General features: G+C 68.9%; 9 protein-coding genes and 1 tRNA gene. 3 read left to right on the top strand and 7 right to left on the bottom strand.

From position 1 onward, the window contains the following. Positions 1-12: 12 nt before the first annotated feature. Positions 13-2,916, bottom strand: a complete 2,904-nt coding sequence (locus C3E99_RS16455) for a TonB-dependent receptor domain-containing protein (protein WP_076077347.1) — start codon at positions 2,914-2,916, stop codon at positions 13-15. 203 nt (positions 2,917-3,119) lie between these two features. Here C3E99_RS16455 and C3E99_RS16450 point away from each other — a divergent pair, with 203 nt between their 5' ends. Both C3E99_RS16450 and C3E99_RS16445 read left to right on the top strand, forming a co-directional pair. Beyond that, on the top strand, positions 3,120-3,791 hold the full coding sequence (locus C3E99_RS16450; RefSeq protein WP_158682343.1) for a TetR/AcrR family transcriptional regulator: 672 nt from the start codon (positions 3,120-3,122) through the stop codon (positions 3,789-3,791). Between the two features lie 41 nt (positions 3,792-3,832). Then, positions 3,833-5,185 (top strand): amidohydrolase, encoded by a 1,353-nt coding sequence (locus C3E99_RS16445; RefSeq protein ID WP_067186408.1) that lies wholly within the window; start codon positions 3,833-3,835, stop codon positions 5,183-5,185. A 108-nt stretch (positions 5,186-5,293) separates the two neighbouring features. Here C3E99_RS16445 and C3E99_RS16440 read toward each other — a convergent pair. From C3E99_RS16440 to C3E99_RS16425, 5 genes are all read right to left on the bottom strand, one after another. Further along, positions 5,294-5,369, bottom strand: a tRNA-Glu gene (locus C3E99_RS16440). An 89-nt stretch (positions 5,370-5,458) separates the two neighbouring features. Continuing rightward, positions 5,459-7,228: a single-stranded-DNA-specific exonuclease RecJ gene (gene recJ / locus C3E99_RS16435; protein ID WP_067186406.1), complete on the bottom strand. Its 1,770-nt coding sequence runs from the start codon at positions 7,226-7,228 to the stop codon at positions 5,459-5,461. After that, positions 7,225-8,730, bottom strand: coding sequence for a PH domain-containing protein (locus tag C3E99_RS16430; RefSeq protein ID WP_076077337.1), 1,506 nt, complete (start codon positions 8,728-8,730; stop codon positions 7,225-7,227). The genes recJ and C3E99_RS16430 overlap by 4 nt, the downstream gene beginning before the upstream one ends. Then, the gene (locus C3E99_RS20005) at positions 8,727-9,257 is read right to left on the bottom strand and encodes a PH domain-containing protein (protein ID WP_067105972.1); all 531 of its coding nucleotides are present in this window, start codon (positions 9,255-9,257) and stop codon (positions 8,727-8,729) included. Before C3E99_RS20005 ends, C3E99_RS16430 begins: the two co-directional genes overlap by 4 nt. A 24-nt stretch (positions 9,258-9,281) precedes the next feature. Continuing rightward, on the bottom strand, positions 9,282-11,243 hold the full coding sequence (locus C3E99_RS16425; RefSeq protein ID WP_067186404.1) for an alkyl/aryl-sulfatase: 1,962 nt from the start codon (positions 11,241-11,243) through the stop codon (positions 9,282-9,284). 96 nt (positions 11,244-11,339) lie between these two features. On the opposite strand from C3E99_RS16425, the gene C3E99_RS16420 reads away from it, so the two are divergent. Continuing rightward, entirely contained in the window at positions 11,340-11,825 is a 486-nt protein-coding gene (locus C3E99_RS16420; protein ID WP_067186402.1) for a flavodoxin family protein, read from the top strand. Between the two features lie 46 nt (positions 11,826-11,871). Here the strand turns inward: C3E99_RS16420 and glpX are convergent, their stop codons facing one another. Next, positions 11,872-12,843 (bottom strand): class II fructose-bisphosphatase, encoded by a 972-nt coding sequence (gene glpX, locus C3E99_RS16415; RefSeq protein ID WP_067186401.1) that lies wholly within the window; start codon positions 12,841-12,843, stop codon positions 11,872-11,874. Positions 12,844-12,997 lie beyond the last annotated feature (154 nt).

Below are 12,997 nucleotides of genomic sequence, written 5' to 3'. Positions count from 1 at the left end.
CTGTCCCGTTCTTCAGAAGCGCGCGGTGGCCGCCAGATAATAGGTGCGGCCGAGCACGTCATAGGTGCTGGCGTCGGTCTGGCCGAGCACGCCGCTGACCACTGGCGGCGTCTTGTCGAACAGATTGTTCACTCCGAAGCGCAGGCTGAAGCGCTCGGCCGGGTCGACGCGCAGCGACAGGTCGAAATAGTCGTAGGCCTTGACCCCCGGCGTCGTGCTCGCCGCGTTCGTCACCTTCGACGCGTCGATCATCGCGCCGATGTGCCGCCAGCGCACCAGCGCGTTGAAGCTGTCGGTGCCGAAGGTGAAGGAGGTCGTCGACCGCCAGCGCGGCAGCGTGGTTCCCGATCCGATCGTGCGGCCGAAATCCTGGAACGGCCCGCCGGGAAGGTTCTGAATCTCGAACTTGTCGAGATAGTTGATCACCGACGAAATGCCGAAGCGCCCCGACCCGTCGCCGGCCCCGATATCGGCAAGGCGCACCGACCAGTCGAGCTGCACGTCGACCCCGGCGGTCTTGTAGCCGCCTAGGTTCAGATAGGGCTGCAGCGCGTTGGTGATGCCGCCCGAATTGACGTCGCGGCCGATCAGCGCGCAGAAGAAATTGTTCGCGTCATAGCCGGGGTTGCTGCCATCGGCGTTGAAGCATTTGTTGAGCGACACCGACACCGGGATCGTCGCGATCGCGTCGTCGATCGCGATATTATAATAATCAATCGACGCGCGCAGGTTCGACAGCCAGGGCGAGGCGGCGCGCGGCGACAGCACCGCGCCGACCGTCCAGGTATCGGCCTTTTCGGGCTTCAGATTGGCGTTGCCCGACAGGAAGGCCGCGACCTGCGTGACGTTGTTGATATAGGAGTCGGCAAGCACGTCGGGCATTCCCTGCGCGACGCAGATCGCGCGCACCTGCGCCCCGTTAGCGCCGGTACGGAACGCGCTGCGCGTGTCGCACGGATCGCCGGCGCCGTTGGCGACCGAACCGATGGTCGGGAACAGGCCGGTGGTCGCGGTATAAAGCTCGCCGACGTTCGGCGCGCGGATCGCGCGCTGATAGCCGCCGCGCAGGCGCACGCCGTCGACGACGGTCCAGTCGACATCGACCTTGTAGGTCGAAACCCCGCCGCTCTGCTTGTAGTCCGAATAGCGATAGGCGGCGTCGATCGTGAGGTCCTGAATCAGCGGAATGTCGTGGAGCAGCGGGATCAGCAGTTCGGCATAGGCTTCCTTCGCGCTCGTCGAACCCGCGGTCGGTGAGGTGCGCGCGATGGCGACGATGTTGCCCGTGATCTGCTCGGGATCGGGGGTGAAGGCGAATTCATTGTGGCGATAGCCGACGCCCGCCGCGAAGCGCAGTTCGCCCGCGGGAAGCTGCGCGATGCCGCCCTGCAGGTTGAACTCGACCACGTCCTGCTTCGTTTCGGTGCGGTTGCGCGTCACGCCGCTGATGAAGGCGACGCATTCGGGTGAGTTGGTGACCGCGAACGGATTATAGCCGCCGGAGCAGATCGACGCGCCGCCGTCGGCCGCCGATGCCAGTTGCTGCACCTTGCTGGTGAAGACCGAGCCGTAGGAGATGTCGTCAACGATGCTCTTGCCGGTCGATCCGTACAGCTCCCAGGTGATGCCGCTGCCGCCGAAGGACCCTGATGCGCCGCCGAGGATCTGCCACGTCGTCGCCTCATGATCGACGCTGCGCGGACCGGCTTCGCTATAGCGCTTGGTCACGACGACCGGCGCGGTCGGGTCGGTGCGCGAATCGAGGATGGGGTTCAGCGCGGCCGGGATGAAGGGATTCGACCGCGGAACGCGGATCGTCCACAGCCCGGCGTTCGGGGCGGGGTCCTGGATCGTCGTCGACGTATAGTCGGTATAAAGGCCCTGGACGAACAGCTTGATAGTATCGCTCGCCTCGAAGGTCGCGCGGCCGAAGGTCGAGATGCGCTCGAGCGGAATCTGGGTGTAGGTCGTCGACGGCACCTGCAGCAGCGCCTGCCCGTTATTGTAGAGATAGGGCTCATCGTCGCGATAATTATAGACGCCGCGCCCGTTGGCGAAGAGCGTGCCGTCCGCATTGACCCCGATCCCCGACGAGGGGAGCACCGATCCCGGCGCGATGCCATAGGCGGCGAAGGCGTCGTTGAGCGCGCCCTGGCTGGCGGGGTTCGCGCCCGGGGTGAAGATACCGAACGGAATCGTCCCCGACACGCCCTGATTCCGGCGGAAGAAGGCGCGGCTGTTGATGTTGACCGCATCGCGGTCGGTATAGGCGGCGCCGACGATGATGCGGCCGCGGCCGTCGGCGAAGCGGGTGCCGGCGCCGATCGAAATCTCGCGAATGCCGCCGTCGCCGCGCTCGGTCAGCGTGTTCTGGCCCGAAATCTCGATCCCGTCGAGGTCGCGCACCTTGAAGTTGACGACGCCGGAGATGGCGTCAGAGCCATAGACGGCCGAGGCGCCGCCGCTGATGATCTCGGTCCCGCCGACGAGGATCGATGGGATGGTGTTGATGTCGATGACCTGGCTCGAGTTCGACGGCTGCAGGCGACGGCCGTCGAGCAGCACGAGGTTGCGCTGCGCGCCGAGGCCGCGAAGATTGAGCGTCGCCTGCCCGGTCGCGTTGAGGTCGTTCGAGAAGGCGGTCGAGCCCGCCGAGAATTGCGGAAGCTGGTTGAGCGCGCCTTCGAGCGTTGCCTGTCCGGTCGCCGCGACGGCGTCGGCGCCCAGCGTGACGATCGGGCTCGCCGCCTCGAAGTCGCGCCGCGCGATTCGCGATCCGGTGACGACGATCTCGCTCGGGGCCGCCCCGGCCGTCGCTTCGCCGCCGCCCGGCCCATCCTGCGCGAGGGCGGGGGCGCCGGTGAGCGCCAAGGCCGACGCCGAAACCACGAGCAACAATTTGCGATTGTCCAACATTTTGAAGAGCCCTTCCCTGTTTGCCGGCAACGGCGGTGCGGGCTTGGCCGGTCGGGCGCGCCCCTCGTCATTATCGGTCGCTGCCATGCATGATTACGATACAATCATGCATCGAAAGGGGCTTTGGCGTAGAATCGGTGCGGGTGTCAAGCCTCGAACGGGGGAGGGCGGGGGCCCCGAACCGGCATTCGCGGGCGAAGCCCTTGACCCGCCGCGATATTACGATACATCTATGTATCGATATTATTCGTTCGCCTGGAGCGGTGCGATCGGGCATTGCGAGTGCGGTGGAGATGGAAGTCACGATATTGGGCGACAGGGACACGACGGCGGGACGGCCGCGGCAGGCCGAACTCGACGAGCGGATCAAGGCCAGCGCGGTCGCCATATTGGGCGAGTTCGGCTTCGCCGGCCTGTCGATCAATCGCGTCTGTCGGCACGCGGGCGTTCCCCGCCCGACCTTCTATCGCCGCTGGCCTTCGGCCATCGCGGCGTTCATCGATGCATTCAACGATCGCTTCGACGATGCGCTGCTCGGCGATACCGGCGACGTGGCGGCCGATCTGCTTGCCTTTGCGACCGCTGTTCGCAACCGCTACCATGATCCGGTCATCGCGACCTGCCTGCCCGCCATATACGAGGCACGTCGCGTAGCGCCCGATCTGATCGCCCCGATTGCCGATGCCCAGCATATACGACGCAAGGCCAGTATCACAATCCTCACGCGCTCGCTCGACGTGCAGGACATCCACCCTGTCCTGCCGCCGTTCGAGATCATCTTCACCCTCGCTGCCACCATCGACCAGGGCTATCTCACCGGCCGGCCGCTCGGCGACGATTTCCTCCAGCGTCTGGTGATCGCGCTCCTGCGCTGAGCCAGCCCGCCGCCTTTCCATCCCACAGCGGAGACCGCCCGATGCACAAGATATTGCTCACCCTGACCGCCGGCCTCGCGGCGCTTCCTGCCCTGGCGCAGCCCGCACCGACCGCCCCCGGCTTCGACGTCGCCGCCGCGCTGGCGCGCATCGACGCGACGATCGACAGGCAGTATCCGCATCTCGACGCGCTCTACAAGGATCTCCATGCGCATCCCGAGGTCGGCTTTCAGGAGGTGCGCACCGCCGCCCTGCTCGCGGCCGAGATGCGCAAGCTGGGCTTCACTGTCACCGAAAAGGTCGGCCAGACCGGTATCGTCGCGATCCTGAAGAACGGCGAAGGGCCGACCCTGCTCGTGCGCACTGAAATGGACGCGCTGCCGATGGAGGAAAAGACCGGTCTCCCCTATGCCAGCCGTGCCCAGCAGACCGTCGACGGCAAGCTGAGCTTCGTCGACCATAGCTGCGGCCACGACAGCCACATGGCCTGGTGGGTTGGTGCCGCCGCGGCGCTCGCGGCGATGAAGGATCAGTGGAGCGGCACGCTGATGTTCATCGGTCAGCCGTCGGAGGAAAATGTCAGCGGCGCGAAGGCGATGATCGCCGACGGGCTGTTCACCCGCTGGCCCAAGCCCGATTTCGGCTTCGCCGCGCACGTCGGCCCGATGCCGGTCGGCACGGTGGTGGTGAAGGACGGCGTCGTCAGTTCGGCCTCGGACGCGATCGACATCACCTTCCACGGCGTCGGCGCACACGGATCGATGCCCGACAAGAGCATCGATCCGGTGATGATGGGCAGCCGTTTCGTCACCGACATCCAGACGATCATCAGCCGCGAAAAGGATCCCAAGGCGTTCGGTGTGGTGACCGTCGGGGCCTTCGTCGCGGGGACGGTCAACAACATCATTCCCGACCACGCCGACCTGAAGCTGACCCTGCGCTCGCACGACGAGGCGACGCGCAAGCTGCTCGTCGAAGGCGTCGAGCGCACCGCGCGCTCGGTCGCGGCGATGGCGCGCGCGCCCGAACCGACGATCGCGCAGCCGACGGGCACGAATGCCGTCCGCAACGACGCGGCGCTGTCGGCGCGGTCGGCGGCGATGCTGACGACGGCCTTCGGCAAGGATGTGCAGTTCGTCCCCGCGAGCGCGGCGGGCGGCACCGCCAGCGAGGATTTCTCGGCCTTCATCGACGAAGGCGTGCCTTCGGTCTTCTTCGCGATCGGCGGCTACGATCCGGCGATGATCGCACGGTACGAGGCGGAAGGAAAACCGCTGCCGGTCAACCACTCACCCTATTTCGCGCCCGTGCCCGAACCGACGATCAAACGCGGCGCCCAGACGCTGGCGCTCTCCGCGATGATGATCCTAGCCCGCCCCGATCCGCGCAAATGACGCCACTCGCAACCACGATCCGGGCCGTTAAAACGAGCCGATAAGGGCGCTGGGGCAACCGAATCAAAGGGATCGCTTCATGATCCCAGAACGGCGAAAACTCGCCAATGGTGACCCCTACGGGACTCGAACCCGTGTTTTCGCCGTGAAAGGGCGACGTCCTAGACCGCTAGACGAAGGGGCCGTCAGTCGGTGAAGCGGCGCCTTAGACGCGCGTGTTCCTACGGTCAAGCGCGCCGGTGGCCGGCAGGGCAGAAATATTGCCGGCGCCGGTCAGTCGGCCCAGGCGGCATCCTCGAGGTGCAGTTCGGCGGCGGGGCGGCTGCCCCAGTCGTCGCGTTTCGCGCGGCCTGCGAGCCACAGCTTGCGGCCGCCGCGCGCGTGGAGCAGCGTCTGGCCGAGCAGGCCTTCGGCGCTGCGGAAGGCGATCGCCTTGAAACGCGCACCGTCGTCGCCCGCGACGATCAGGCGCAGGTGATCGGTGCCGACGATCCCCGCCTCGACGATACGCACCGGGCCGGTCGCGACGCGCGGCGCGGGCCAGCCGGCGCCATAGGGCCCCGCGCTGTCGATCGCTTCGCACCACAGCGGGCTGATGCCGCGCGGCGCGAGCACGGCGTCGATCAGCAGCGCCTTGTCGCCGCTCGCCCGCTCGACGTCGGCGGCGAGCCGGTCGCTTAGGAAGGCGCCGAGCGCGTCGATGCGGTCGGCGGCGACGGTCAGTCCCGCCGCCATCGCGTGACCGCCCCCTGCGACGAGCAGCCCCGTCTCCTTCGCGGCGAGCACCGCAGCGCCGAGGTCGACGCCAGCGATCGAGCGGCCCGACCCCTTGCCGATGCCGTCGTCGCCCAGCGCGACGACGATCGCGGGGCGGTGCAGCCGTTCCTTGAGCCGCCCCGCGACGATGCCGATCACGCCGGGGTGCCAGCCCGATGCGGCGACGAGCGCGACGGGGGCGTTGGCACAGGCGATGCTCGCCTCGATCGCCTGGTCGAGCACTGCCGCCTCGATCGCGCGGCGCTCGTCGTTCAGGTGATTCAGTTCCTGCGCGATATCGGCGGCTTCCTGCGGGTCCGAGGTGGTGAGCAGTCGCACGCCGAGGTCGGATTTGCCGACGCGGCCGCCGGCGTTGATGCGCGGGCCGAGCGCGAAGCCCATATCGCTCGCGGTCGGGGGTTTGGTGAGCCGCGCCGCGTCCATCAGCGCCGCGAGACCGATGTTGCCGCGCCGTGCCATTACCTTCAGTCCCTGCGTCACCAGCGCGCGGTTAAAGCCGGTCAGCCGCGCGACGTCGGCGACGGTGCCGAGCGCGACGAGATCGAGCAGGTCGATCAGCGCGGGTTCGGGCCGCGATCCGAAGAAGCCGCGCGCGCGAAGCGTGCGGAGCAGCGCCGCGCCGAGCAGGAAGGCGACCCCGACCGCGGCGAGATTGCCGTGGAGTGCCGCGTCGGGCGCCTCGTCGAGCCGGTTGGGGTTCACGACGGCGAAGGCCTGCGGCAGCGTCGTCGCGCATTGGTGATGGTCGACGACTATCACCTCGACCCCTGCGGCCTTGGCCTCGGCAATCGCGTCGAAGGCCTGCGCGCCGCAATCGACGGTGACGACGAGCCGCGATCCGGCCGCGCCGATCCGGACCAGCGCGGCGCCCGAGGGGCCATAGCCTTCCATCAGCCGGTCGGGGATATAGGCGCCGACGGGGACGTCGAGCGCGCGCAGCAGGCGGACGAGCAGCGCCGCCGAGGTCGCGCCGTCGACATCATAGTCGCCGAAGACGGTGACCGCCTCGCGCGCCTCGACCGCGTCGGCGAGCCGCGCGGCGGCGGCGTCCATGTCGCGGAACAACGACGGATCGGGCATGAAGGCGCGCAATGTCGGCGCCCGCTGGCGCTCGATATCGTCGCGCGGCACCCCGCGCGCGAGCAGGAGCTGGGTGACGAGATCGTCGGGTGCGAGGCTTTCGCCGCCCATCTGTGCGCTGGTCCGCCGCCAGCGCCATGGCTGGCCGAGGATGGACTGCGCGATGCCGAGCGCGGTGTCGGTCATGCCGCGCCTCCCGCCGCGAGGATGCGCGTGCGCAGCGCCTGCGCGACGCCGGCTGGGATAGCGGGGATCGCATGGCTGCCGAGCGCGCTGCCGCCGGGCACCCCGAACACCAGCGTCGCGAGGCCGAGCGGGCGGAGGACGAAGTCGGTCCTGAGGTCGATGCTCTGCACCGAGGCGTGCGGCAGCAGGGTCAGCTTCGGTTTCCACCAGCCGCGGCGGATCGCGACCCGGTCGCCGAGGTCGGCCCACAGGCGGAAGCGCGCGCCGACCAGCGCGACCAGCGCCACAAGGACGGCCGCCGCAATCGTGAGGCTGCCGAGCGGTTCGCCGAGTGCGATCGCCACCGCGCCGCCGAACGCGGCTATCACGGCGCCGAGTAGCCCGCCGAGCGCAACGATATGGTGACTGCGTTCCCAGCGCGTTTCCCCGGGCGGACGATCAATCGCCACGGTCGCGAGCACCGGATCGATCTCGCGCAGCGTACCGAAGGGCACCACCTGGTGGTCGCGCTCCTTCCCGCCGTCGCTTGCCAGGCTCTGGAGCCGCAGCTCGTGCCAGCCAAACCGCTCGCGCAGCCAGCCGGTGACGAGGATCGCGGCCTGCACGCGGCGCACCGGCATCGCGACGTCGGTGCGCGTCGTCAGCCCGCGGGTGCGGCGCAACGCGCGTGTTTCGCGCGTCAGGCGGAAACCCCAGTTGGTGAAAAACATCGTCGCGACCCCGCCGGCAAAGCCGATGAAGAGCAGCGAGATCGCCGCGCCCAGCCCGGCGACCCAGCGATGCGCGACGAGCCAGGCGTCGAGGCCGTAGGCTTCGGCGACATCGATCCAGTCGACCGGGTTGAAGATGTTGAAGTCGAAGGGCAGCAGATTGTCGAAGAACTGCATGGCCGCGCCAAAGACCGCGAGCGCCGCGAGCGAGAAGTTGAACAGCCCGGCGATCAGCAGCCGGCGCGCGCCCATCGCGAAGAGCAGCCGGTCCTCCGCTCCCGGCGCATCGGCCGGGGCAAGCGCGGCAGCCCGTTCGCTGCGGTGCGCGCGGATCGCGCCGCGCAGCGCTTCCGCGGCGTCGAGGCCGACCGCGTCGAGGCTTGCGTCATGGTCCTTTCCGCCGCCCGCTCCGGTCTCGAACTCGACCTTCGCGATGCCGAGCGCGCGGGCGATCAATCCCTGTTCGATGCTGACGTCCTGGATGCGATCGAAGGGGATGGTGCGGTGCTGGCGCGCCAGCACGCCGCTTTCGATGACGACTTCGTCCGCCCCCACCGCGAAGCGGAAGCGCAGCCAGTGAAGCCAGGCCGCGAGTAGCGAGAAAAGCAGGAAGAGCAGGAAGGCCGGCACGATATAGGCCCAGTTGCCGGTGACCCCCAGCGCCGCGATCGCGGGCAGGAAATTGAGCGAGCGCGGCCCGAGCTTCGCGATCGACAGCGCGAGCGTCGCGGGGTGGAGGCGCAGCCAGTGCGGCTCGGCTTCCGCGGCGGGCGGGGCGGCGGCGTCGGTCATGCGAAATCGGTGTGGATATGGCGGCGGATCGTCTCGCGCATCGCGGCGGCAAGGTCGGCGGGCAGGCCGGGCAGCGTCACCGTGCTGTTGTGGGTGCCTGACGTGTGGACGACCAGATGCGCGAGGCCGAACCAGCGCTCGACCGGGCCCTGCCCGACGTCGATATGCTGGACGCGGACGAAGGGGACGATCGTGTCGGTGCGGAACAGCCAGCCGTGCGCGACGCGAAGCTGCCCCTCGCCGACGCGGTAGCCCCAGCGCTGCGCGCGCCGCGACGGCAGGATGGCGACCGCCAGCGCGCCGAGCAGCCAGCCGAGCACGGTCAGCAGGCCATAGGGCCCGTCGATCGCGCGGACGAGGAAGATGTCGGCCAGCATCGCGGCGATCGCCAGCGGCAGCGCGTTGAGCAGCGTCGCGATGCGCAGCACGTGGCGAAAGGCGGGATCGACCGGCGTCAGCCCGTCGACGGCGTTGATCGCCTCGGGCGCGAAGGGGTCGGTGGGGTGGGGGATGGCGGCGTCGCTCATCCCCCTCGATAGGCGCATGCGCCCTTAAGGCACAACCACATTGAAGCGCGGATCGGCGGGCGGATGCAGCGCGAACCACGACAAGAAGGCGGCGCGGTCGCCGTCGATGCGGATCGCACCCGACTGGAGCAGCGCCGGGAATTGCGCCTGCCCCAGCATTACGTCGTCGAGCGTCTTGCGGTCGATGGTGATCGTCGCGGTCGGCGCGGGGTCGGTGACGCCGTGGCGCGGGAATTCGACCCCGCCGCCGACGACCACCGCGACGGCTTCCCGGCTGTCGGGCAGCACGAACTGGAAGGTGCCGGCGAGCGCAGCGCCCTTTGCCGCGTCAAAGCGCGTCGCGAGCGCGTCGAAGAAGACCGCGGTGGGAATCGCGCTGACGAAGCTGCGGCTCTGGCCGTTGCCGGTGAGCGTGTCGAGCTCGGTCCCACGCAGCGTCGCGGCGGCGGCGAGATAATAGTTGCGCCACGCCCCCGATTCGGCCTGATAGCCGAGCTGGTCGTAGGCCGAGGCCAGCGCCGCGCGCGCGTCCTGGCTGTCGGGCTGCGCGAAGACGAGCTTGTCGAGCAGTTCGGCCGCCCAGCGATAGTCGCCCGCCGCGATCGCCGCCTTCCCGGCGGCGAGCAGCTTGTCGGGCCCGCCGGCGAGCGCGACATATTTGGGTGCCGATTGCTCCGGCGGCAGCGGGTTGAAATGCGCCGGATTACCGTCCCACCAGCCGAAATAGCGCTGATAGGTCGCCTTCATATTATGGTTGAGCGTGCCGTAATAATCGCGGGTCGAGAAATCGCGGCCCTGCACCGGCGCCTCGGCCGTCTGGTCGGCGAGTTCGTGGAGCGTCGCGCCGCGGTTGGCGAGGAACAGCGTGCGGTCGTGGACATAGCGATAGGCGTCGCGCTGGTCGGCCAGCCACTTCGCCACCGCGCCCTGCCCCCAAGTGGGCCAGTGGTGCGAGGCGAGCGCGACCTCGGCCGTGCCGCCCCATTTGAGCAGCATCGCGTCGATCACCTTCGACCAGTGCAGCGCGTCGCGCACCTGCGCGCCGCGCAGCGTCAGGATATTGTGGAGGTTGTGCGTGACGACCTCGGTCGTGTGCAGTGCCTTGTAGGCGGGGATGTAGAAGACGAATTCGGCGGGCGCCTCGGTGCCGGCGGCGTCGAGGAAATCGAATACCAGCCCGTCGATCGTCAGCGTCGCGCCCGCGGCGGGCACCGTCTCGGTCGGCTCCATATAGCCGATGGTGCCCGACGACAGCTTCGGCCCCAGCCCGGTGTCGACCTGTCCCGTCGGGCCGGGCGGCAGGATCGCGCCGAACATGTAGAGCGCGCGGCGGCCCATCGCATTGCCAGCGAGGACGTTCTCCGCGGTCGCTTCCTCCGAAAAGCCGTGCGGGGCGATGATGCGGATCTTCTCCCGGCGCACCTGTTCGGGGGTGACGACGCCGCCGACGCCGCCGAAATGGTCGCTGTGGCTGTGGGTGAAGATGACCGCACGGATCGGCCGCTTGCCCGCCTTCGCCTCGACGGTGTCGGCGAACAGCTTCCAGCCCGCCGCCGCCGCCTCTTCGGTCAGCAGCGGATCGACGACGATCCAGCCCGATTCGCCGCGGATGATTGTCATCACCGAGATATCGTAGCCGCGCACCTGCCAGATCTTGCCGGGCACCACCTCGAACAGGCCGTGCACCGCGTTGAGCCGCGCCTGCCGCCACAGCGAGGGATTGACCGTATCGGGCGCCTGGTCGGCGGCGAGGAAGGCGTAGGGGCGGCGGTCCCAGACGATCCGGCCGTCCTTGCCGAGGATCACGCCGTCCGCGATCTCGGCGATCTTGCCGCGGGTCGCGTTCGCCATGTCGGCGGGATCGTCCAGCGGCAGGCGCGCGGCGAGTTCGGCCTGCGCCGCGCGGGTCGCCTCGCTCGCCGCGTCCTGCGCCACCGCACCGCTCGCCCACAGCAGCATTGGTATCAGGCCGATCGCACGCTTCATCGCATCCCCCCTCGCTTTTCGTCCAGCTTGCGCCTCGCCCGGGGAATTGGCAAGCCGATGCCCCCGCACGCCGCACCCCGCGTAGAGGATTCGCCGATGTCGAAATGCAAACTTCTTGTCATTTGGCACAGCCGTACCGGCGGCAGCCGCGCGCTGGCCGAAGCGGCGGCAGAAGGCGGCGGCGCGGCGGCGCGGCTGGTCCCCGCCGGGCGGGCGGCGCCGGCCGACCTGCTGGCGGCGCAGGGCTATCTGTTCGTCGGCCCCGAAAATCTCGCGGCGCTGTCGGGGACGATGAAGGAGATGTTCGACCGCTGCTATTACCCGTGCCTCGGCCGGCTGGAGGGGCGGCCCTATGCGACGATCATCTGCGCCGGATCGGACGGCGAGAATGCGCAGCGCCAGCTCGACCGCATCGCCACCGGCTGGCGGCTGCGGCGCGTCGCCGATCCGCTGATCGTGAACACCGACGCCCAGACGCCCGAGGCGATCCTCGCGCCCAAGACGATCCCCGAAGACCGGCTGGCCGAAGCGCGCGATCTGGGCGCCGCACTGGCCGAGGGGCTGGCGGCGGGGATTTTCTGAAAAAGCAACGCTCCCTTCCCGCAAGCGGGAGGGGAGAATGAGTCGCTCACCCCTCGCGGTGTTCGCCCTTGACCCAGCGCACGGTGCCCGACGAGGCGCGCATCACGATGCTTTCGGTGGTCAGGATGCCGCCGCGGCGATGCTTGACGCCGCGCAGCAGCGATCCGTCGGTGACGCCGGTCGCGGCGAAGATCACGTCGCCCTTCGCCAGATCCTGAAGGTCGTAGACGCGGTCGAGATTCTCGATCCCCCATTTGCGCGCGCGCTGCCGCTCGTCGTCGTTGCGGAACAGCAGCCGGCCCTTGAACTGGCCGCCGACGCAGCGCAGCGCCGCGGCCGCCAGCACGCCCTCGGGCGCGCCGCCCGACCCCATGTAGATGTCGATGTTGGTTTCGGGGTTGGTCGTCGCGATCACGCCGGCGACGTCGCCGTCGGGGATCAGCGCGACGCCGCAGCCGATCGCGCGCAGCTCGGCGATCAGCGCCTCGTGGCGCGGCCGGTCGAGCACGCAAACGATGATGTCGGCGGGCGCCACGCCCTTTTCGCGCGCGATCGCCTCGACATTCTCGCGCACGCTGTTGTCGAAGTTGACGATGTCGGGCGAATAGCCGGGGCCGACCGCCAGCTTGTCCATATAGACGTCGGGCGCGTTGAGCAGGCAGCCTTCCTCGGCGATCGCGAGCACCGCGAGCGCGTTCGGCCCGGCCTTTGCCGTGATCGTCGTGCCTTCGAGCGGGTCGAGCGCGATGTCGATCTTCGGCCCCTTGCCGGGGGCGGCGCCGACCTTCTCGCCGATATAGAGCATCGGCGCCTCGTCGCGCTCGCCCTCGCCGATGACGACGGTGCCGTCCATATAGAGCGTGTTGAAGGCCGCGCGCATCGCCTCGACCGCGGCGGCGTCGGCGGCCTTTTCGTCGCCGCGCCCGATCAGCTTCGCGGCAGCGATCGCCGCGGCTTCGGTGACGCGCACCATTTCGAGCACGAGCACCCGGTCGAGGTTGCTGCTGCTGTTCGTCATTGTCCTGACTCTCCGTCTGTATCCGTGTCGCGCCGCGCGGGCCTGCTGCGCGCCATATGGTCGCCCGCGCCGCTTGTCGAGAAGGCTTCGCCCGATTCGAAGCCGCCTTGACGGCTTTCCCTGCCAGCTGGGTGATGGGCCTTCCGGTGCCGGC

Origin of the sequence: Sphingopyxis sp. MG (genome assembly GCF_002953155.1) — a bacterium.
Lineage (GTDB): Bacteria > Pseudomonadota > Alphaproteobacteria > Sphingomonadales > Sphingomonadaceae > Sphingopyxis > Sphingopyxis granuli.
Note: the sequence above shows the minus strand (reverse complement) of the source record. Positions and strands in the feature narration are given on the sequence as shown.

Coding starts and splice junctions, on each gene's coding strand:
- C3E99_RS16455 (WP_076077347.1), bottom strand. CDS start 2,916: ATGTTGGACAATCGCAAATTGTTGCTCGTGGTTTCGGCGTCGGCCTTG.
- C3E99_RS16445 (WP_067186408.1), top strand. CDS start 3,833: ATGCACAAGATATTGCTCACCCTGACCGCCGGCCTCGCGGCGCTTCCT.
- recJ (WP_067186406.1), bottom strand. CDS start 7,228: ATGACCGACACCGCGCTCGGCATCGCGCAGTCCATCCTCGGCCAGCCA.
- C3E99_RS16430 (WP_076077337.1), bottom strand. CDS start 8,730: ATGACCGACGCCGCCGCCCCGCCCGCCGCGGAAGCCGAGCCGCACTGG.
- C3E99_RS20005 (WP_067105972.1), bottom strand. CDS start 9,257: ATGAGCGACGCCGCCATCCCCCACCCCACCGACCCCTTCGCGCCCGAG.
- C3E99_RS16425 (WP_067186404.1), bottom strand. CDS start 11,243: ATGAAGCGTGCGATCGGCCTGATACCAATGCTGCTGTGGGCGAGCGGT.
- C3E99_RS16420 (WP_067186402.1), top strand. CDS start 11,340: ATGTCGAAATGCAAACTTCTTGTCATTTGGCACAGCCGTACCGGCGGC.
- glpX (WP_067186401.1), bottom strand. CDS start 12,843: ATGACGAACAGCAGCAGCAACCTCGACCGGGTGCTCGTGCTCGAAATG.